This is a genomic window from Acuticoccus yangtzensis (genome assembly GCF_001927245.1).
In the GTDB taxonomy this organism is placed as follows: Bacteria; Pseudomonadota; Alphaproteobacteria; order Rhizobiales; family Amorphaceae; genus Acuticoccus; species Acuticoccus yangtzensis.
Window position 1 is genome coordinate 1 of the sequence record NZ_MJUX01000010.1, and the last position, 21,283, is coordinate 21,283.

16 protein-coding genes, 2 rRNA genes and 1 pseudogene are annotated in these 21,283 nt (G+C 68.8%); 11 read left to right on the top strand and 8 right to left on the bottom strand.

Annotation, left to right across the window (positions count from 1 at the left end; genetic code table 11):
• Window positions 1-102: ribosomal RNA gene (locus BIX52_RS19435) — 23S ribosomal RNA — on the top strand; the annotation flags it as partial.
• Between the two features lie 320 nt (window positions 103-422).
• A 5S ribosomal RNA gene (rrf, locus tag BIX52_RS19440) occupies window positions 423-537 on the top strand.
• A gap of 247 nt (window positions 538-784) precedes the next feature.
• Here the strand turns inward: rrf and BIX52_RS19445 are convergent.
• The 3 genes and pseudogenes from BIX52_RS19445 to BIX52_RS19455 form a co-directional block, all read right to left on the bottom strand.
• Window positions 785-928: pseudogene (locus tag BIX52_RS19445) on the bottom strand (integrase core domain-containing protein); the annotation flags it as partial.
• Between the two features lie 28 nt (window positions 929-956).
• Window positions 957-2,261 carry a polysaccharide pyruvyl transferase family protein gene (locus tag BIX52_RS19450; RefSeq protein WP_083660551.1) on the bottom strand — a complete coding sequence of 435 codons (1,305 nt, stop codon included), beginning with the start codon at window positions 2,259-2,261 and terminating at the stop codon, window positions 957-959.
• A gap of 137 nt (window positions 2,262-2,398) precedes the next feature.
• On the bottom strand, window positions 2,399-3,637 hold the full coding sequence (locus BIX52_RS19455) for a polysaccharide pyruvyl transferase family protein (RefSeq protein WP_139312819.1): 1,239 nt from the start codon (window positions 3,635-3,637) through the stop codon (window positions 2,399-2,401).
• Between the two features lie 234 nt (window positions 3,638-3,871).
• Between BIX52_RS19455 and BIX52_RS19460 the strand changes: the two genes are divergently transcribed.
• Window positions 3,872-6,046 carry a malate synthase G gene (locus tag BIX52_RS19460; RefSeq protein ID WP_075222783.1) on the top strand — a complete coding sequence of 725 codons (2,175 nt, stop codon included), beginning with the start codon at window positions 3,872-3,874 and terminating at the stop codon, window positions 6,044-6,046.
• A 177-nt stretch (window positions 6,047-6,223) separates the two neighbouring features.
• Complete coding sequence (locus BIX52_RS23015; protein WP_075222784.1) at window positions 6,224-6,421, top strand: hypothetical protein; 198 nt, start codon at window positions 6,224-6,226, stop codon at window positions 6,419-6,421.
• Between the two features lie 755 nt (window positions 6,422-7,176).
• Here BIX52_RS23015 and BIX52_RS19470 read toward each other — a convergent pair.
• The 5 genes from BIX52_RS19470 to BIX52_RS19490 form a co-directional block, all read right to left on the bottom strand.
• A complete protein-coding gene (locus BIX52_RS19470) occupies window positions 7,177-8,361 on the bottom strand; it encodes a CaiB/BaiF CoA transferase family protein (protein ID WP_075222785.1) in 1,185 nt (394 codons plus the stop codon).
• A gap of 15 nt (window positions 8,362-8,376) precedes the next feature.
• Window positions 8,377-9,654: a TRAP transporter large permease gene (locus tag BIX52_RS19475; RefSeq protein ID WP_075222786.1), complete on the bottom strand. Its 1,278-nt coding sequence runs from the start codon at window positions 9,652-9,654 to the stop codon at window positions 8,377-8,379.
• A complete protein-coding gene (locus BIX52_RS19480; protein ID WP_075222787.1) occupies window positions 9,648-10,172 on the bottom strand; it encodes a TRAP transporter small permease in 525 nt (174 codons plus the stop codon). The genes BIX52_RS19475 and BIX52_RS19480 overlap by 7 nt, the downstream gene beginning before the upstream one ends.
• 21 nt (window positions 10,173-10,193) lie before the next feature.
• Window positions 10,194-11,198 (bottom strand): TRAP transporter substrate-binding protein, encoded by a 1,005-nt coding sequence (locus BIX52_RS19485; protein ID WP_075222788.1) that lies wholly within the window; start codon window positions 11,196-11,198, stop codon window positions 10,194-10,196.
• 209 nt (window positions 11,199-11,407) lie between these two features.
• Window positions 11,408-12,385 (bottom strand): SMP-30/gluconolactonase/LRE family protein, encoded by a 978-nt coding sequence (locus tag BIX52_RS19490; protein ID WP_075222789.1) that lies wholly within the window; start codon window positions 12,383-12,385, stop codon window positions 11,408-11,410.
• A gap of 356 nt (window positions 12,386-12,741) precedes the next feature.
• On the opposite strand from BIX52_RS19490, the gene BIX52_RS19495 reads away from it, so the two are divergent.
• The 7 genes from BIX52_RS19495 (at window position 12,742) to BIX52_RS19525 (ending at window position 21,073) form a co-directional block, all read left to right on the top strand.
• Window positions 12,742-13,665, top strand: a complete 924-nt coding sequence (locus BIX52_RS19495) for a LysR family transcriptional regulator (RefSeq protein ID WP_075222790.1) — start codon at window positions 12,742-12,744, stop codon at window positions 13,663-13,665.
• Between the two features lie 58 nt (window positions 13,666-13,723).
• Complete coding sequence (locus BIX52_RS19500; RefSeq protein ID WP_075222791.1) at window positions 13,724-14,677, top strand: hydroxymethylglutaryl-CoA lyase; 954 nt, start codon at window positions 13,724-13,726, stop codon at window positions 14,675-14,677.
• 1,162 nt (window positions 14,678-15,839) lie between these two features.
• Window positions 15,840-17,282 (top strand): FAD-binding oxidoreductase, encoded by a 1,443-nt coding sequence (locus BIX52_RS19505; RefSeq protein WP_075222792.1) that lies wholly within the window; start codon window positions 15,840-15,842, stop codon window positions 17,280-17,282.
• A 57-nt stretch (window positions 17,283-17,339) separates the two neighbouring features.
• Window positions 17,340-18,350 (top strand): TRAP transporter substrate-binding protein, encoded by a 1,011-nt coding sequence (locus tag BIX52_RS19510; RefSeq protein ID WP_108676630.1) that lies wholly within the window; start codon window positions 17,340-17,342, stop codon window positions 18,348-18,350.
• A 1-nt stretch (window position 18,351) separates the two neighbouring features.
• Complete coding sequence (locus tag BIX52_RS19515; protein WP_075222793.1) at window positions 18,352-18,882, top strand: TRAP transporter small permease; 531 nt, start codon at window positions 18,352-18,354, stop codon at window positions 18,880-18,882.
• On the top strand, window positions 18,879-20,159 hold the full coding sequence (locus BIX52_RS19520; RefSeq protein WP_075222794.1) for a TRAP transporter large permease: 1,281 nt from the start codon (window positions 18,879-18,881) through the stop codon (window positions 20,157-20,159). The genes BIX52_RS19515 and BIX52_RS19520 overlap by 4 nt, the downstream gene beginning before the upstream one ends.
• 14 nt (window positions 20,160-20,173) lie before the next feature.
• Window positions 20,174-21,073: an amidohydrolase family protein gene (locus tag BIX52_RS19525; RefSeq protein WP_075222795.1), complete on the top strand. Its 900-nt coding sequence runs from the start codon at window positions 20,174-20,176 to the stop codon at window positions 21,071-21,073.
• Window positions 21,074-21,283 lie beyond the last annotated feature (210 nt).

The following is a 21,283-nucleotide window of genomic DNA, read 5'->3' on the forward strand; positions in this document are numbered from 1 at the left end:
TCCCTTGAGAGCCGTTGTAGACGACAACGTTGATAGGTCGGATGTGGAAGCGTGGCGACATGCGTAGCTTACCGATACTAATCGCTCGATCGGCTTGATCACTCTCATTACCTGTGCCCATCCGGCAGAGCCGGATGGACCTAGCTAATGTTCTTTGTTGGTCGCAAGCGACACTTCGAAGGCCTTCGGGCTGCAAGTGGCGCTGCACACAAAGCACCCCAACACATGTGCCTCTGGCACACCATAAGACAGGAAAGACGTGCGGTCCGGTTCGCCGGACACAGGCGAACACGGGTTCCCATCGCACCCTCCGCGCTTAAGCAGCGCGGAACGCGATCGCCCCGTGAAACGCGCTCATCGAGCCCGAAGGCCGATGCGCACGAAAAAAAATCCAGTTTCACGAACACAACAATCTTCGCCGGCCTGGTGGCCTTTGCGAGGGGCCTCCACCCGATCCCATTCCGAACTCGGCCGTTAAACCCCTCAGCGCCGATGGTACTCTGGCTTAAGCCACGGGAGAGTAGGTCGCCGCCAGGCCTGCCAAGATTGTTGCACCCTTCTCTTCACACCCCCACACACACGACGCCCCCGATCGCCTAACCGCGACGGGGGCGTCGTCGTGTCCGCACCCCAACACCCACCACACGCGATCACCCGAAGGCCGCCCCTGCGGGAAGGCGAGCTGTCAGCCGCAACCGTCTACGCCGGGCGCGGGTGCCAGGGCATGAAATCGTCGAGCCGACGAGCGGGCCGACCTGACGTTGCCCCCGAAGTGTCCCCGCTCTTAGCCGGACTCTGTTCGTACTATGGTCTGCCCAGACCGGGTTGCAAACCCGTTCGGGGTGAGACCGCCCAGGCTGGTGTACGGGCGGTCGTGGTTGTAGTCGGCCCGCCACTCCCCGACGATGCGGCGAGCGGCCGGAAAATCGCACGTCAGCCCCCGCCGCCCACACCCCTCAACACGCCAGATCCGCCGCAGCGCCCGCGCTGAGCTGCTCCAGATGGTCGGATACGCCGATGCCGAGCGCACCCAGCCGCGCCTTCAAGGTGGCGGCGGTACGCTGGCGCCAGGCGTCGAAGGCCGCGCCGTCGAAGCGGATCTCCCCCAGCGCCGCGCCGATGGCGGGGGCGGCCATCACCGCCTCCATCGACAGCGACGGCAGGTGCATCGTCTCCGCCAACTCGCCTGTGCGCGAATCGTGGGCGATCACCACCCCCGGCGTCCCCGCCGCGATCGCCGCCATGTTGCCGTGCAAGCGCGTGCCGATGACGAGGGAAAGCTGCCCCATCTCGCGGATCCACTCGGGCGCGGAGGTGTAGAACCGCCCGCGCCGGGCCATGAAGCTCCAGAAGGCGGCCTCGCCCTCCTCCGACGTCCCGCCCCCGGACGTTTCGCCTACAGACGTCCCGCCCCCAGACGTCCTGCCCTCGGATGTCTCGCCGGACCGGCCGCCGCCTTCCCCCTCGGGGGCCAGCACGGAACGGATGATCGCGCGCGGCCCGGCCGCCACGTTCTCCCAGCGCCGCCCGGCCGCATGGATCGTCTCAGGCCCGCCGGACTGCTGAATATAAAGCCCGCCCCGCTCTCGCAGCCAGGCGAGGAGACGCTGCTCCAGCGCCTTCTTGTGCGCCTCGCGGGCGATCTCGAACGGCGCCGCCGCCGTCAGCCCGAAGAGCGGGATCTCGGGGCTTTCCTTGATGGCGGTGAGACGCGCCTCCATCGCCGCCCCGGCCGCCGGGTCGGGGTTGAGCAAGGCCGAAGGGCAGCCCAGCACCTCCACATCGTCGATGCCGAACTCGGCGCAAACGATCTGCGAGAACCGCCCGCGCACGGTGACGAGGGCGGCACGGTCGCGGATGACGCCGGCGAGCCGCGACACCTGCGGATCCGCCTTCAAGGCGGCGATGGTCGCCCTCTCCCCGCCGAGCTTGGGCGACTGGGCGCCGAGGCCGAGCACCACCAAAGGCCGCTTGGCGCGCTCCAAAAAGTTCGAGAAGCCGGTCCAATCCGCCCCCAGGCGCAGGTGATTGGCCGCCGGCACGACGACATAGTTCACCCCGGCCAGCGCTTTGGGATCCGTATAGGGGATCTCGGACCGGCCGATGTGGCGTTGCGGCGCGGCGAGCAGCCGAGACGCCGCGAATTGGAACATGAGGTTCCCGGAATTGGCCCCCAGCACGGCCAGAAGCTCCGGCATGTCGAACCGGGACGGGTCGCGCACATAGCCCGGCGTCCCCAGGATCGCCACCGGCTCACTCATCTCCGCCCCCTGTCCTCGGTCATGAAGAGGTCTCCCTTGTCATGAAGAGCCCTCCGTGAATCCGGCGTTCAATCGGCACAGCCTGCCCGTCAGGTCAACGCCGTAGGGCGAACCGGAGGCCGCATGGCGCCGCATCCTCATGCGGCCAGCGCCGCGATCTCGTCCGCCAGCCGCAGCCCCAGCCCGGCGAAGGCGTCCCGGTAGCCCGCCGCGATCTCGGCCCGATTGGCGTCGAAACGGGCCGCGTCGAAACGGGCGCGTTCCAGCATCGTCGCACGCGCCCCCGCCTCCCCCGCCGCGGCCGCCGTAACGTCGCCGAGGGTCAGCGACGGCAGCGCCATCCGCTCGACCAACTCGCCGGTGCGCGAATCGTGGGTGACGACGATACCGGGGATCGCCCCCGCGATCGCCGCCATGTTGCCGTGCAGGCGCGTGCCGATCACCGCGTCGAAGGGCTTCACCGCGTCGATCCACGCCGCCGCATCGCTGAAGAGGCGGCCGCGCTCGCGCATCAGAGCCGCGAAATCGTCCAGACCCATCGCCGGCGCCAGGATGCGCCGCAGCGACAAGGCCGCCGACAGCGGCACCGCGGCGAAATCGCCCTTGGCCATGGAGACGGCCACCGTCCCGCCCGATTGCTGCACGTAAAGCCCGTTGCAGGCGGCCATCTCGGCGAACAGCACCCGCTCGGCCTCCAGCTTGGCGGGGTCGGATTGGATCTCGAAGGGCGCCGCGGCGGCCAGCGCGAAACGCGCCCCGGCCTTATCGCGTGCACCCTTATCGGGCGCACCCTTATCGCGGGCCTTCCCGAGCCGCCAGGCGATCGCCCGGCCGAGGTCCGGCCGCGGATTGAGGAACAGGGACGGGCAACCGAGCGCCACCGTGCCCGCCAGCCCCAGCGCCTCGCACACCCGTTGCGAGAACGGCCCGCGCACGCTCACCAGCGCCGCCTTGTCCGCCAGCACCCCGGCGAGGCGCGTCACCGAGCGGTCCGCCTTCAGCGCCGCGATGGTCGCCTCCTCGCCGTCCTTGCCCGGCGCCTGGCTGCCGAGGCCGAGCACGATCAGCGGCACGTCGACACGCTCCAGCGCGCTCGCGAAGCCGTCCCAGTCCGTCCCCAGGCGCAGGTGATTGGCGACCGGCAGAACGAGGGCGCGCGCCCCCGCCAGCACCCGTTCGGCGTCCGCCCCGGCGAGCGTGGCCACATGCACCGTCTCTTCGGCAAAAAGTCGCGGTGCGGCGCGTTGAAACATCAGGTTGCCGGAATTGGCGCCGACGCGGGCCAGGAGCGCCTCCGTGGACAGCGCCCCCGCATCGGCCACGGCACCCGGCGGACCGAGGACGGCAAGGTGAGTTCCAGCCTTCAGAACGCTCAAACCTGTCTCCGCCCCGCCGCCGGATCTTCTCCCACAAGGCCCCTTAAGGGCCGGTGACCGCGCCCACAAGGGGGGCTTCGCCGCCACCCTTCACAATCTTGGATGGCAATTTGCGCCGCGGGCCTCTCTCCCTCGACCCCGTGCTTCGCGTTGAGACTGTTCTATTCTAAAAGCCCCTGAACAATCAGTGCGCCTTCCAGGGCGCGCACCCTGCAAAAGACTTGGGAGACGAGGATGAGCGAAACCGTCCAGCGCCACGGATTGACCGTTGCCGAGCCTCTGGCCCGGCTCATCGAGGACGAGGTGCTGACGGGTGTCTCAGCCGATGCCTTCTGGTCCGGCTATGCCGCGCTCCTCGCCGACCTGATGCCGAAGAACCGCGCTCTGCTTGCCGAGCGCGACCGCCTGCAGGCCGAGATCGACCGCTTCAACGAGGCCCAGAAGGGCCAGCCCTACGACGTCGCCGCCGAAGTCGCCTTCCTCAAGGAGATCGGCTACCTGAAGGACGAGCCCGCCCCCTTCGAGGTCACCACGAAGAACGTTGATCCCGAGATCGCCTCGATCGCCGGGCCGCAGCTCGTCGTGCCGGTGATGAACGCCCGCTTCGCCCTCAACGCCGCCAACGCGCGCTGGGGCAGCCTCTATGACGCCCTCTACGGCACCGACGCCATCCCCGGCGCCGCCGCAGGCTCGCGCTACGATGCCGAGCGCGGCGAGAAGGTCGTCGCCTGGGCCGCCGACTTCCTCGACGCCCACCTGCCGCTCGCCGCAGGCTCCCACAAGGAGGTCACCGCCTACCGTCCCGACCGGCGCGAGCTCCTCGCCGATGTCGGCGGCACGCCGATGCCCTTCGCCGACACCGTCACCTATGTCGGCCAGATCCGAAAGGGCGAGACGGTCCGCTATGTGCTGAAGCACAACGGGCTTCACGTCATCCTCGTCATCGACGCCTCCACCGAGGTCGGCGCCGCCCATCCCGCCGGCCTCGCCGACGTCGTCCTGGAATCGGCGATGACCGCGATCCAGGACTGCGAGGATTCCGTCGCCGCCGTCGACGCGGAGGACAAGGTCCTCGTCTATCGCAACTGGCTCGGCCTCATGAAGGGCGACCTCGCCGAGACCTTCCAGAAGGGCGGCGAGACGATGACCCGCCGTCTCAACCCGGACCTCGAAGTCGAGGCGCCCACCGGCGAAGTCGTCACCCTGCCCGGCCGCTCGCTTCTCCTGGTGCGCAATGTCGGCCACCTCATGACCACCGATGCGGTGATGCTGAACGGCGAGGAAACGCCCGAAGGCATGCTCGACGCCATCGTCACCGTCGCCGCGGCCATGCACGACCTGAAGAAGCGGGACGTGAAGCCGAAGAAGCGCACCGATCTCGACAAGATCACCAACTCGCGCGCCGGCTCGGTCTACGTGGTGAAGCCGAAGATGCACGGCCCCGACGAGGTCGCCTTCGCCGGCGAGCTCTATGGCCGCGTCGAGACCATCCTCGGCCTGCCGAAGAACACCGTGAAGCTCGGCGTGATGGACGAGGAGCGGCGCACCTCCGCCAACCTCCTCGCCTGCATGGAGGCGGTGAAGGAGCGGCTCGTCTTCATCAATACCGGCTTCCTCGACCGCACCGGCGACGAGATCCACACCGCCATGAAGGCCGGCCCCGTGGTGCCGAAGGACGAGATGAAGTCCGCCGCCTGGCTCGCCGTCTACGAGGACATGAACGTCGACGCGGGCCTTGCCGCCGGGCTGCCGGGGCACGGCCAGATCGGCAAGGGCATGTGGGCCAAGCCCGACAAGATGGCCGAGATGCTGGACGCCAAGATCGGCCACCCGAGCGCCGGCGCCAACACCGCCTGGGTGCCCTCCCCGACCGCCGCCACCCTCCACGCGACGCACTACCACGCCGTCGACGTCGCCGCCCGCCAGGCCGAGCTGAAGGGCCGCGCGAAGGGCGCCAAGGAGACGCTGCTGACGCCGCCGCTTCTCGCCGGACGCAACCTCGATCCCGAGACCGTCGCCCGCGCGCTGGACGATTCCTGCCAATCCATGCTCGGTTATGTCGTGCGCTGGGTCGACCAGGGCATCGGCTGCTCCAAGGTGCCCGACATCAACGATGTCGGCCTGATGGAAGACCGCGCGACCCTGCGCATCTCCGCCCAGCTCCTCGCCAACTGGCTGATGCACGGCCTTATCACCGAGGCCGAGATCGACGCCTCGCTGAAGCGCATGGCCGAGAAGGTGGACGCCCAGAATGCCGGCGACCCGGCCTACAAGCCGATGGCCCCCGGCTTCGACGGTTACGCCTTCCGCGCCACCCGCGCGCTGATCATGGAAGGCGCCGCCCAGCCGTCCGGCTACACCGAGCCCCTGTTGCACCGCTTCCGCCGCGAGGCGAAGGCCGCCGCCTGAGGGTCTCCCCGGACCTGATGTGACCGGACCTGATGTGACCGGACCGGTTTCGCCCGGTCCGCCTTTACCGACGCGCCGGGCTTCGGCCCCGCGCTGTCCGACACGCCAGGCTCCGGCCCCGCGCTGTCCAACATGCCGGGCTCTGGCCCGGCCTCATCCCGACGCGGGAGGCGCCTCATGGATCTGTGGTGGTTCAGAATGGTCATGTGGGCCCGGCGCCGCCCCTCGCGCCAGATGATGCTGGCCCTGGTCGGCGTCGCCATCCTCGTCGCCGTCGTCATGAGCATCGAAGCCGCCGGCCTCTGGCCCGACTGGGCGACCGCCGACCGTGTCGGCCGCCGCGGCCCCGGGATCCACGCCACGCCGGTGGAGTAGCGGCGCGGCCGGCGGCTCACCCAAGGCGCTGTGCCGATGGGACCGCCGTTGCGAGGGAGTTCCACCTTCGCGCTCCCTCTGAAGTCGGCTGTTGCCGACTTCAGCCTCTCAGATGCCCAAACTGCGCAACAGCGCAGTTGGGTCTCCCCAGCGGGCAGGCGGTGAAGGCAGAAGCCGAGGCGTTTCTGGCGACGATGCGGAACGAACGGCTCGCCGCAGATCGACGAGCCGCGGCGTTCCGGTCGGACACGCAGCATCGAAGACGACCGTTTCGCCGAGGGGATCGAGCGGACGCTGAGCCGGACGCCGCGTGACGCGACGCACTGGTCCATCCGCGGTGGTGAAGGAAATCGGCCTGTCGTGCACACCACGGTCCGCCGGATTCGGCTGCAGTGCGAACGCAGCCGCAACCGGCGAAGGCGGCCCGACCGACCCGCAGTTCGTCGTCAAGGTGTGCGATATCGTCGGACTGTACCGATCGCCGCCGGACCGGGCGCTGGTCCTGGACGCGGACGAGAAGAGGCGCTCGATCGCGAGCAACCGGTCCTGTCGATCAGGCCGGGCAGCGCCGAGCGGCGCACGCACATCGACGCCCGGCAGCGGGTCGGCGCCGGCGGGACGGCGCTGGGCCACCGGACGCCGCGTGATGCAGGGCGAAGTCCGTCCGGGCATCACGTCGTCGGTCGCCGCGCTCGACGTCGCTCCAGGTGGCTGGAGTTCAGGCCGCGCCCCGGCCCATCCCGCCCCGCCCTGCTTCAGATCACACCGCTTTCGCGCAGGGACGCGATCCGCTCCGGGTCGTAGCCCAGCGCCGCCAAGACGGTGTCGGTGTCGGCGCCGAGTTCGGGGGCCGGGGCGCGCATCTCGCACGGCGCCTCGGTGAGCTTCATCGGGAAGCCCAGCATGCGCACCGGACCGCGGCCCGGATGCTCCACCTCGCAGAGCATCTCGCGCGCCTTGGTCTGCGGGTCCTCGAACACCTCGGGATAGGTGAGCACCCGCCCGCACGGAACGCCCGCCGCGTTGAGCACGTCGACCCAGTGGTCGCGCGTGTTCGTGCCGATCTTGGCGTCGATGATCGCGTTGACCTGCGGGCGGTTCTTCATCCGCGCCGCATTGGTCGCGAAGTCGGGGCCGGCGAGAGCCTCGCGCAGCTCCAGCGCGTCGATCAGGCGGTCGTAGATCTGGTCGTTGCTGGGCGCGATGGCGACGTCACCATCGCGGGCGCGGAAGACGCCGTAGGGCGCCACCACCGGATGATCGTTCCCGTTGCGGCCCATCTCGTTGCCGGTGGCGAGGTAGTTCGCCGCGAAATAGGACGAGAAGGAGAGGATGGAATCGACCAGCGCGACGTCGATGCGCTCGCCCTTCCCGGTCACCTCCCGCCGCCGCAGCGTCGCCGCCACCGCAAGCGCCCCGTAGAGGCCCGCGACGAGGTCGGAGATCGGCAGGCCGGCCCGCAGAGGCTCACGGTCCGGATAGCCCGTGGAGCTCATGAAGCCGCTCATCGCCTGGGCGATGAAGTCGAAGGACGGGCGGTCCTTGTAGGGCCCTGTCTGGCCGTAGCCGGAGATCGAGCAGACCACGAGGTCCGGCTTCAGCGCCTTCAGCACCTCGTCGGTGAGACCCATCTTGGCCAGCACGCCGGGGCGGAAATTCTCCACCAGAACGTCCGCCGTCGCGACGAGCTCCTTGACGACCGCCATGCCTTCCGCGGTGCGCATGTTGAGCTTCACCGAGCGCTTGTTGCGGTTGAAGCCGGCGAAGTACCAGGAGAAGCCGTCACGCATGCCGCCCTGGCCGCGGATCTGGTCCCCGGCCGGGGTCTCCACCTTGATGACCTCCGCACCGAGGTCGGCGAGGAGCATGGTGGAGAACGGACCGGCGAGCACGCGGGTGAGGTCGACGACGCGGATGCCGGCGAGCGGACCTTGCGACATGAATTGCTCCAATGATCAGACTTGGCCCGGCAGCCACAGGATGACGGCCGGGAAGACGGTCGCGATGCCGAGAACGACGAGCGACCATAGAAGGAAGGGCCAGACCGCCCGGATGACGCGCACCAGCGGGATCTGGCCGATGCCCGCCACCACGAAGAGAAGCAGACCCACCGGCGGCGTCAGCATGCCGATCATGAGGTTCATGACCATCACGAGCCCGAGGTGGACCGGATCGATGCCCAGCGCCACGCCGACCGGCAGCAGCGAGGGGATGAAGATCACCAGCGCCGGCAGCGGCTCCAGGAAGCAGCCGATCGCCAGCAGGATCAGGTTGATGAGAATGAGCCCCACGAGCGGGTCGGAGGTGACCGACAGGATCCCGTTCGCGATGGCGTCGTTGATCTTCGCCTCGGCGAGGAGCCAGCCGAACGGTCCCGCGGCCGCGAGCAGGAAGAGCACCGCCGCCGCCGAGCGCGTGGCGAGGAAGATCACCCGCCCCAGCGCCTTCAGGCCGATGGCGCGGTAGACGAACACCGACACCAGCAGCGCATAGAGCGCGGCCGCCGCGGAGGCCTCGATGTCGGTCACGTAGCCGAAGCGCATGCCGAGCACGATGATGACGGGCATCCCGAGCGCGAACAGCGAATATTGTGTGGTGGCGAGGATCGCCCGCAGCGTCTGGCGCGGTCGCGAGGGATAGTTCTTCGTCCGCGCGATCAGCCAGCAGATCACCATGTATCCGGCCGCCAGAAGAACGCCCGGCACGATGCCCGCCATGAACAGCTTCAGCACCGAGACATTGGCGATCACCGCATAGATGATCATCGGCACCGAAGGCGGGATGATCGGCCCCAGCATGGCGCCCGCGGCGACGACCGCGCCGGCATAGCCCTCCGGATAGCCCTCCTTCTTCATCGCCGGGATCAAGAGCCCGCCGGTCGCCGCGGCATCGGCCACGGCCGAGCCGGATACGCCGGCCATGATGAGGTTGGAGGTGATCGAGACCTGGCTGAGGCCGCCCTTGACGTGGCCGATCACCGACAGCGCCCAGTCCACCAGGCGCCGCGTCAGCCCGCCATGGTTCATGATCTCCGCCGCCAGCACGAAGAGCGGGATCGTCACCAGGGTGGAATCGTTGACCGCGTTCGACATGGTGAGCGGCACCATGATGAGGTCGACCGGATAGCTCGGATGCACGATCATGCCGACGATGGCCGCGGCCACCATCGACAGCCCCACGTCGAATCCGACGAGGACGGCGCCGAGGAAGACGAGGAAGATGATGGTCAGCATGCCTGATCCTCCGGCCCGGTGCCGTCGACGACACGGGGGGCGTCCCGGCCCGAAAAGCGCAGGACGAGCCGCACCGCCAGGATGATGATCGCCGCCGCCGAACTGACGGCGAGAGCCAGAAAAGTGACGTCCGAGGAGAAGGGCGTTCCCATGATCACCTGTCCGGAGCCGACCTCGACCAGGCGCCACACCTTCCACTGGATGACGCCGAAGATGGCGATCGCCGCGACGTCGCTGACGACGTCGCGGGCGGCGAGGAGGCGGGCGGGCAGCATCCCGTCGATGAGGTCGACGCGGATGTTGGTGCGCGCCCTCAAGGCGAGCACCAGGCCGAGGAAGGTCACCCAGACGAGCGCGAGCTGCGCGATCTGGTCATAGGCGTTGAAGGCGGTGTCGTAGATGTAGCGGTCGGACGCCGAGCCGAGGGTGAAGATCGCGACGATGACCATGACGATCATCGCCGCGACCTTGAGGATGAAGGCGAGGCCCGCCTCGATCCGCGCGAGAATGCCGAGCATATCGGGAGGGCCCCTGTCCGCTCAGTCTTGGTGCTGAAGGGCGCGGATCTGCGCGACCAGGCCCTCGGGCCAGACCTTGCCCTCATACTCCTTGTACACGTCCTTCAGGGCCTCGCGGAACGCCTCGCGGTCGGGCTCGGTGTAGGTCACGCCGGCCTCTTCGAGGATGCTGCGCGCCTCGGCGTCGAGGGCGTTGGTGGCGTCGGTCGAGACCTGTCCGGCCTCTTTGCCGGCCTCGCGGAAGATCTCCTTGTCGGCGTCGGACAGACGGTTCCAGACCTGCTCGGAGATGAACCAGCCGGTGACGCCGTAGACGTGGTCCGTGGCGGACCAATATTTGGCGACCTCGTGGAACTTCGGCGGAATGGCGAGCTCGAAGCCGTTGTCCTGGCCGTCGACGATGCCGCGGGACAGGGCGTTGTAGATCTCGGTCATGCCGAGCGGGGTGATCTGGGTGCCCAGCGTCTCGAAGGTCGACTCGTAGATGTCGATGCCCGCGACGCGCATGCGCAGGCCCTTCAGGTCCTCCGGCTTCTCGATCGGGCCCTTGGTGGTCTGGATCGCGCGGGGCGAACGGTCGCCATAGGTGCTGAAGATGCGCACGCCCGTGCGCTCGGCGATGTCGGAATAGATCTTCTGGAAGAGATCCGAGTTCAGCACCTTCGCCGCACTCGCCTTGCTGTCGAAGAGGTAAGGCACGATCGCGACCTTCATCTCTTCGGCGCCCTTCATGAAGGAGGCGACGGTCACGTCGAAATAGGCCATGTCGATGGTGCCGAGCTGCATGCCGGTGAGGAGCTGCTGCATGCCGCCGATCTGGCCGTCGGTGTAGACGGCGATCTCGATCCGGCCGTCGGTCTTCTCCTTCACGATGTCGGCGAAGGCGTGCATGGCCTGGCCCCAGGGGCTCGTGGCGGTGGCGAAGGTGCCCATGCGCAGGGTCATGTCCTGCGCGGCGGCGGGCATCGCGCTCACCGCGGCGAGGCCGGCCGCGGCGAGGGTGGCGAGTAGGGTCTTCTTCATCATGGATGGTCCTCCCGTTATTATGAGCCCGGCGGGTGCCGGTGCGATGGGGCCGCCTCGCGCTGGAGGCGGCCGAACCTCCCTGCGAGCCGGGAGGAATGGCACGGCGCGGGCCCGGCGCGGGGCCTCGCTTTCATGTCGATCTTACTGGCGGCGGCGTTGGGTGCAGCACCGTACGGCGCTGGACGCGCCGGATGCATCGAACGGCGCGACTAGAAGCGCCAATGAACCGGTTCGGCCCCCTTCACCGGAGCCGGCATGTGGAGGATCTTCTCGCAGAAGAGGGTGCCGAGATAGATCGTCGACAGATCCGGCCCGCCGAAGGCGATGCTGGCGAGGTTGCCGAGGGATCGCTTGCCGCCGCTGTCGACCAGAGGACGCGCGCACTCGCCCGCGTCGAACCGGGCGATGCAGTCCGCCAGAACGTCAGGGTCGCAGTCCTCCACCAGGATCTCCTGGCGCCCGTCCGCATGGGTGCGCACCACGCGGTTGGAGCACACCGAGACGATCCACAGCCCGCCTTCGGCATCGAAGGTGAGGCCGTCGGGGAAGGTGCCGGGGCCGTATTGAGCGACCAGCTCCTTGGGGCCGAGATCGCCGTTCGGCGCGATGGCGAAGCGGGAGGTGCGCTGGCCCATCGTCTCGTTGACATAGAGCCAGTGCCCGGACGGATCGACGACGCCCTCGTTGGTGAAGTCGATGTCCGAGGCGACGATGCGCGCGTTCGCGCCGTCGCTCTCCATCACCGCGACGAAACCGTCACCGCGCCCCTTGAACATCATCTTTTCGCGCGGGACCTGCAGGGTGGACACGGTCACCCAGATCCGCCCGAGCGTGTCGATGCCGACGAAGTTGGTGGGCGGCAGCGCCATGCCGTCGATCTCGAGGAGGCGCGGGGTCAGCGTGCCGTCGTCGGCGAGATGATAGACGCCCCCGGTCGGGCCGAGATTGGCGATCAGGAAGGAGCGATCGGGAAGCAAAGCGATGCCGTTGGGCAGGAACCCCTCGGGGGCGTCCTTCGCAATGATGTGACGGGTCGCGCCGGAGGGATCCACATGGCTGACGCCGCCGACCCCGTTCCCGGCACAATAGGAGACGTAGAGATCGCCGGTGAGGGTGGTGATCACGCATTCCGGACGAGCCAACGCTTCGCCGACCCCGCCGATTGCGCCGGGCGAGATGCCATCCATAAGGTCCTCCACAATTCGACCCGTCTCTGTCGCGGACGCTGGGCCGCGCGGCGGGCTTCTGACCGGGGGGCCGACGGATGGTGCGCGGCCCCGTCGGAACGCTATTGCGTCAGGCGACGAAGAGAGAAGACGTCGTTCGGAATACCCGCGTTCTGAATCGGCGAAGACCGGCCGGGTGAGCGCTTCGGCGGCGCGAGGTCCGCCGGCGGGCGCGCGCCGCTTTCCAGCGGGGGCGCCGCGATCTAGGATCGCGGTATGACGATACGACGTGCAGCCAAGAGCCGGCGCCGGCGCGGTGTCGGCGCCGCGAGCCGCGCGCGCCCGGCGCGACCTGCGCCGCAACAGCCGAAACACCGATGAGCCGCTTCGACCTCACGACCCTGCGCATTTTCGTGGCGGTCTACAATCTCAAAAGCCTCACGCGGGCGGCGGAACAGGAGCACATCGCCTCCTCCGCCGTCAGCAAGCGCATCAACGATCTCGAGACAGAGCTCGACGTGCAGCTCTTCTACCGCCACCCGCGCGGGGTCAGCGCGACGCCCGCGGGCGAGGCCCTCGCCGTTCACGCCCGCGTCCTGTTCGAGCGCGTCAACGAGATGGCGGCGGACCTCTCCACCTATGCCAGCGGCTCGCGCGGCGAGGTGCGGATCCACGCCCATTCATCGGCGATGCATCAGTTCCTGCCGTGCGAGATCGCGAGCTTCACCCGCCTCTATCCGGAGATCCGCGTCATCCTGCGGGAGGAGACGACGCCCAACGTCTTCCACTCGATGCAGGACGGCATCGCCGACATCGGCGTCGTCGCCGGCCACATGTCGCTGCCGGCGGGACTGTCGGCGATCGCCTGGCGCGAGGATCAGCTCATCGCGCTGCTGCCGGCCTCCGACCCGCTCGCCTCGTGTGCCTCGGTGCCCTTCAGCGCCCTCTCGAAGCGCTCCTTCATCAGCCTGGAGACGGGCAGCTCGCTGCAGGTCCTCTTGTCCAAGGCGGCCGAGGCCCAGGGGGTGACGATCGATCCGCTGCTGGAGGTGACGACCTTCGGCTCGGCGATCGAAATGGCGGCGGCGGGCCTCGGCTTCGCGATCATGCCGGGCGGTGTGGTGCCGGACGATCCGCGCGTGCTGTGCGTGCCGCTCGAGGACGCCTGGGCGCGCCGCACGCTGTCCCTGTGCATCCGCTCCTCCGGCCGCCTCAACGCCGCGGTGCGGCTGATGCTGCGCCATCTCAGCAGCGAGGCGGAGACTTATCGACCGGAGAGGACGCCCCTTCCCAACGAATAATGGTTCCCTTCCAGCCCCCCCTCTAGACTGGAAGAAAGAACAAGGAAGAGGAAGCACCATGACCGAGAACGAAGTCGAAATCGTCGAGGTGGGGCCGCGCGACGGACTCCAGAACATCGCCAAATATGTTCCGACCGCGGTGAAGATCGACCTGATCCGGCAGCTCGCCGGTGCCGGCTTCACGCGCATGGAATTCGGCTCCTTCGTGAGCCCCAAGGCGATCCCGCAGATGAAGGACATGGAGGCGGTGCTTGAGGGCCTGCCGCCGATGCCGGGCGTCACCGGGATGACCCTGGTGCCCAACTCCAAAGGGGCGCAACGCGCGCTCGCGGCGGGGGTGAAGGACCTCATCTTCGTGATGTCGGTCTCCGAGCCTCACAACCAGTCCAACGTGCGCCGCCCGACCGAGGCCTCCATCGCCGACTTCAAGGCGACGCTCGAGGAGATCGACCCGCTGGGCGAGCTCACCATCCGCGTCGGCCTCGCCACCTGCTTCCACTGTCCCTTCGACGGCGTGATCGACGAGGACAAGGTGATCTCCACGATCGAGAAGATCGTCCCGATCCGCGAGGGCATGGAATATGCCATCAGCGACACCACCGGGATGGCCACTCCCGCCCACGTCAAGAGCCTGACCAAGCGGTGCATCGACACCTTCGGCGGCAGCGCGCGCTTCTGCTTCCACGGGCACGACACGGCCGGCTTCGGCATCGCCAACGTCCTGGCGGCGATGGAGGGCGGCATCCGCTCCTTCGACACTTCCGTCGCGGGTCTCGGCGGCTGCCCCTTCGCGCCCGGCGCCACGGGCAACATCCCGAGCGAGGACGTGGTCTACCTGTTCCAGCGCCTCGGCGTGACGACCGGTATCGACCTCGAGAAGCTGCTCGACGCGGGCACGATGATCCTGGCCGAAAGCGGTGCGCCGATGGCGAGCCACGTTCGGGCGATCCCGCGGGCGCGCCTGTTCGCCGACCTCCTCGGCATCCCGCCGAGCCGCGCCGTCGCGGCCTGAGGCACGGCCCGCCGACGCGGCGCCCCCGCTCGGGTGCATCGTGCGGACTGCCGTCCGCTCGAGTGGATCGTGCGAACTGTCGTTCGCTCGAGCGGATCATGCGGACTGCCGTCCGCTCGGGCGGATCGTGCGAGCTGCCGTTCGCTCGGGCGGATCATGCGAACTTTCGTTCGGTCGGGCGGGCCGGCGCCACATCCTCCTGCCTGAGGGGCCCGCGCCCGGCGCCGGCGGCGCGCCGCCCCGCCTGCGCGTCCGGCCCCCCGCCAGGCGAGGAGGAGGGCGGCCCCCGGCATGCCGCGGCCACCTTTGCGGCCCTCGACACCCCCGGCGCCGTGTGATGGCCGGAGCGTATCCGGGCGAAGGCCGATCACCGCCCCGAACCGGGCGAGCGGCCAATAGAGCGCCGGGCCTCGGTGTCCGGCGAGGCGGGCGACCAGCCGCATCGGCCGCCGCCTTGCCGCCGGGGATATGCTGGAGATCCTCTCCCTATCGTGCGGGAGGGGCGTCCCAAGCAACTGTTCAGGGTTCAAGAGCGACGCGGAAGGGACCCATGCTCCCTAACATGCTCGGCGACACTCGGGGGGACGGGCTCCCTTCCGCAGCTCTCATGCGACCATCTCGACAACAGACAGGGGCGGCAGCCCCTCTTTCACTCGCCGTTCGGCCGGCCGGCGGCGACGCCTCGGTCCGTCCGGAGGTCCGAGGCGCCGGCATCGGCATCGAAGGCGGGAGCGAAAAGACCATGGCGGCCTGCTGCGGAAAGGTGCGCTACCGGCGAACTTGCGCGTCTCGGCGCAGGCGATGGCGGCCTTCACGGCGGTGCGCACCGCCTGGGCCTTGGTCCGCGCCCCGGCGAGCCCATCACCTCCGCGGCGAGACCGTTGACGCCCTCGTTCGTGACGAAGAGTTCCGCATGGGTCCCGGCCGGAACCCGCCTGCCGAGACCATGGTGGCGATAAGGTCCGTCCCATGAGGCGGTGTCGAAGGGCGGCGCCGCGCGCTGCGGCCGACGACGGCGCGGCGGCATCATCATGGGCGCCCGCCGGGCCGCGAGGAGAGGGGCGCATATATCGTCAACGACTCATAATCAGCGTCAATTTTTGAATTGCCCGAAGTCTGCGGATCCTGCAGCATCAGGTCTGCAAGGCAGCGAACAAGAACAATGACCTTCCATAGCCGACTGACGGCGCTGCTTGGTTCGGCCAATGTGCTGGTCGACCACGACGCCCAATCCTACCTCACCGACTGGCGCAAGCTGCGGACGGGACGAGCCCTCGCCGTGGCGCGTCCGGGCACGACCGAGGAAGTCGCCGCGCTGGTGCGCCTGTGCGCCGCCGAGGGCGTGCCCATCGTCCCGCAGGGCGGCAACACCGGTCAGGTCGCAGCCGCCACGCCCGACGAAAGCGCCACCGCCCTCGTCGTGTCGCTGGAACGCATGAACCGCGTGCGCGAGATCGACGTAGCGAACGACACGATCACCGTGGAGGCGGGGTGCATCCTCGCCGCGGTGCAGGACGCCGCGCGCGAGGCGGGGCGGCTCTTCCCGCTGTCCCTCGGCGCCGAGGGAAGCTGCCAGATCGGCGGCAACCTCTCCACCAATGCCGGCGGCATCAAGGTGCTGCGCTACGGCAATGCGCGCGAGCTGACCCTGGGGCTCGAGGTCGTCACCGCCGAGGGCGCGATCTGGAACGGCCTCGCGGGTCTGCGCAAGGACAACACCGGCTACGACCTGCGCGATCTTTATATCGGCGCGGAGGGGACGCTCGGCATCATCACCGCGGCGACGCTGAAGCTCTATCCGCTGCCGGCGGCCGAGCACACCGCCTTCCTCGCCCTGCGCACGCTGCCCGACGCCTCCGCGGTGCTCGCCGCCGCCCGCGCCGCGCTCGGCGATGCCTTGGTGGCCTTCGAGGTGATGTCCGGCCCGGCGCTCGCCCTCGTCGCCGCCCGTTTTCCCGAGCAGCGCCTGCCGCTGACCGACATCGCCGACGATGTCGCCTGGTTCGCCCTCGTCGAGACCGCCGGGGCGGCGGAGGACGACGAGAGGCTGATGGCGACGCTCGCCGAGGCGATGGAAGAGGGCCGCGTGGTGGACGCCGCCGTCGCCGGATCCGACGCGCAGCGCGCCGCGATGTGGCGGCTGCGCGAAAGCATCACCCTCGCCATCTCCGAGACCGGGCCCTGCATCAAGCACGACGTCTCGCTGCCGCGCTCGCGCATGGACTCCTTCGTGGCGGCGAGCGACGCCGACCTCGCGATGCTCTATCCCGGCGCGCGGCTGATCGTCTTCGGCCATCTCGGCGACGGCAACCTGCACTACAACGTGCTGGGCCCCGAGGGAGCGAGCCGCGCCGACGTCGCGGCGATGAGCCCCGCCGTGCAGCGCATGGTGCACGACCGCGTGGTGGCCGCCGGCGGCTCGATCAGCGCCGAGCAGGGGATCGGCTGGGCGCGCATCGACGATCTGCGCCGCTACAAGGATCCCGTCGCGCTCGACCTGATGCACCGCGTCAAGGCCGCCCTCGACCCGCGCGGGATCATGAATCCCGGCAAGGTTCTCGCTCCCGAGACCGCGCCCCAACCCGTACCGGACCCGGTGCCCTAGGTCACAGATCGACCTCGCACCGCGCCGCGACGACCACAATAAACTGGGAGGATCAGAATGTTTATCGACCGCACGAACCTGCGTCGCCGCATGGCGACCATCGGCGCCGCCGCGCTGATGGCGACCATGGTGGCCGGCGCCGCCGACGCCCAGACCGTGATCAAGCTCGGCTGGCCGACGTCCGACACCGAGACCGATCCCTACGCCATCATGGCGCGCACCTTCGCCGACGAGCTGGAGAAGGCCGCCCCCGGCAAGTACAAGGTGCAGTTCTACGGCAACCACCAGCTCGGCGACGAGACGCAGATGCTCCAGGGCCTGCAGCTCGGCACCCTGGAAGTCGGCGTCTTCACCAGCACCTATGTCGGCAACATCGCTCCGGCCTTCCAGCTGAACGATCTGCCGTTCATGTACGCCGACTACGACACCGCCAACACCGTCCTCGACGGCGAGGTGGGCCAGGCGATCCTCGGCACGCTCGACTCCAAGGGCATGACCGGCCTCACCTTCGGCCAGGGCGGTTTCCGCAACGTCATCAACAACACGCGGCCGATCAACACGCCGGACGACCTCGCCGGCATCCGCCTGCGCGTGCAGCCGAGCGACCTCTTCCTCGACACCTTCCGCGCGCTCGGCGCCAACCCGGTGCCGATGACGTGGAGCGACGTCTTCACCGCCGTCCAGCAGGGCACGGTCGACGGGCTGGAGATCCCGCTGCCGGTGATCTACGCCAACAAGTATCCCGAGGTGACGAAGTATCTGTCGCTCACCAAGCACACCTACAACGCCATCGCGCTGATCGGCTCCAAGCAGTTCATCGGCCGCATGAGCGACGAGGACCGCCAGGTGATGATGGACGCGGCGAAGGCGGCCGCGGCGCGCCAGCGCGAGACGATGACCGGCATCGAGGCGGACATCGTCGACAAGATCAAAGAGGCCGGCATGGAGGTCAACGACGTGTCCGATCTCGCCCCCTTCCGCGAGCGCGTGACGGACATCTACGAGAGCTATCGCGACACGATCGGTCCCGAGATCTTCGACCTCGCGATGGAAAAGACCAAGAGCTGAGATGCCCGCGCCCCTTCTGACGGGCGGCCCGCGCTGGCTTTCGGGCCTTGAGCGCGGGCTCGCGGCTGGCATCGGCGTCGCGACCGTTCTGACGGGCGCGACGCTGATCTTCAGTCTCATCATCGGTGTCTTCTACCGCTACGTCCTCCAGGCCTCGCTGAGCTGGACCGACGAGGTGGCGATGCTGTGCTTCTCCTGGTCGGTCTTCCTGGCCGCGCCGATCCTCGTGCGCGACAACGCGCACGTTCGGGTGGAGATCATCGAGTCGCTGTTGCCGGCGCCGGTCTTCCGGGTGCTGGACATGCTCATCTGGATCGCGATCGCTGTGACCGGCGGCTACATGGTCTGGGCCGGATGGGCCTTCATGACGCTGACATTCGGACAGACCTCGCCGGCGGTGCGCTATCCGCTGTGGGTGCGCAACCTGTCGCTGCCGGTCTCCGGCGGCCTGATCGCCGTCTACGCGCTGTTGCGCCTGTTGGCCTCGGCACGCGGCGACCGCCCCGCGGACCGCACGGAGCTTGCCGCATGAGCGTGCTCGCCCTCTTCCTCTCTCTCGGCCTCATCGTCCTTCTCGTCATCGGCGTGCCGATCGCCTTCACGCTGACGATCCTCACCATCGGCGGTCTCTACATCGCCGATATCAACCCGATCATCGCCGCCCAGCGGATGCTGGCGGGGACGGACGTCAACAGCCTGCTCGCCATCCCCGGCTTCATCCTCGCCGGCGACCTGATGGGGGCGGGCGGCCTGTCGCGGCGCCTGGTGCGCTTCGCCGCGGCGATCTTCGGCGTCTTCACCGGGGGTCTCAGCATCGCCACCGTGATGGCCGGCACCTTCTTCGGCGCGATCTCCGGCTCCGCGCCGGCGACGACCGCCGCCGTGGGCTCGGTGATGATCGACGAGCTGGAGCGGCGCGGCTACCGGCGCGACTTCGCCGCGGCGCTCTCCACCTCCGTCGGCCCGCTCGGCCAGATGATCCCGCCGTCGATCCCGATGGTGATCTGGGGCGTGCTCGCCGAGCAGTCGATCAGCAAGCTGTTCCTCGCCGGCGTGGTTCCCGGCATCCTCTCCGCGCTCGGCTTCATCGTCGTGTGCGTGTGGACCGCCAAGCGCAACGGCATCCCCGCCGATGCCGCGGTGACGCGGGCCGAGTTCGTCCACGTTCTGAAGGACGGCGTGTGGGCGCTTCTGGCGCCGGTCATCATCCTCGGCGGCATCTATGGCGGCGTGTTCACGCCGACGGAGGCCTCGATGGTGGGCGTGCTCTACGGCCTCATCACCGGCGTGTTCATCTACCGCGAACTGTCGCTCAAAGCGCTCTACGACACGGTGCTGCGCAGCCTGAAGCTGAGCGGGATGATCATGTTCATCATCGCCGCGGCCTACGGCTATGCCTACCTGATGGCGAGCGAGCAGATCCCGCTGCAGATCGCCGAGGTGCTGCTCTCGGTCTCGGACAACCCGGTCGTCATCCTGCTGATGGTCAACGTTCTCCTGCTGGTGCTCGGCGCCGTGATGGACAACGTGTCGGCGATGGTGATCCTGTCCGGCGTTCTCACCGCCATCGGCGTGCAGGTCGGGATGGATCCGATCCAGCTCGGCGCGATGGTGGTCATCAACTTCGCGGTCGGCATGGTGACGCCGCCCGTCGGCTACTCGATCTTCGTGGCCTCCGCGGTGAGCGGGCTGAAGGTGGAGACGATCGCCAAGCGGCTGTGGCCGTTCCTGCTCGTCTTCGTCCTCGTCGTCCTCGCCGTGACGTTCGTGCCCGCGGTGACCTTGTGGCTTCCCAACCAACTCGGATGACGAAAGGGCCGACGATGAGCGTCGCCAACACCACGCCGGACATCCCGGCGCCCGTGGCCGAGCCGAAGAAGCCGGACCATATCCTGCCCGCCGGCAGCTGCGACTGCCACGCCCACATCTTCGGGCCGGCCGAGCGCTACCCTTACGCGGCGGAGCGGGACTACACCCCGCACGACGCGCCGCTGTCGATGTATGCCGGGCTTCTCCACCACCTCGGCTTCTCGCGCGCGGTGCTGGTGCAGGCCAGCGTCTACGGCACCGACAACAGCCAGATGGCCGACGCGCTGGAGGCGGCGAAGAGCGAGCCGCACGGCATCGAGTGGCGCGGCATCGCGGTGCTGCCGGAAAGCGTCAGCGATGCCGAGCTGGAGCGGCTGAACGGCCTCGGCGTGCGCGGCGCGCGGCTCAACCTCCTCAACAAGGGGGCGGGCCTGTCGTTCGACGACGTGAAGGCCCTCGCCGACCGTCTCGCCCCGCTCGACTGGCACCTGCAGTTCCTCATCGACATCTCCACGTTCGCGGATTTTCGCGGGCGCATGTCGCGGCTGCCGGTGACGAGCGTGATCGACCATATCGGCCACTTTCCCGGACAGCTCGGGCCGCAATCGGCGGGCTTCCAGGATCTCCTGGCGCTCGTCAGGGAGGGGCGGACCTGGGTCAAGGTGAGCGGGCCCAACCGCTTCGCCCGTCAGCCGGTGCCGCCTTATGACGATGCCGTTCCGCTGACCGAGGCGCTGGTGGAGGCCGCGCCCGATCAGCTCGTGTTCGGCACCGACTGGCCGCACGTGAGGCTCAAGACGCCGATGCCCGACGACGGGGCGCTGGTCGACGAGTTCATGCGCTGGATCGGCAACGACGCGGCCATCGCCCAGCGCATTCTGGTGGACAACCCGGCGCGTCTCTACGGCTTCTAGCCTAGCAGACTCAGCGATCCTCGGGAGGGGCGGGCCGCCGCGCACGCGGCCGCGGCGGCCGGGATGGAGCGGCAGGCGCTGCGCTATGCGCCTTGCGCCACAACGCACAAGGCGTGGCAGGGCTTGTCGATCGCCCGAGGTCGGGCCGGCCGCCCGCACTCGGGTGAAGGCGAGCTGGCGCTCGTCGCGGAGCGGATCTTCCGCGGTCCC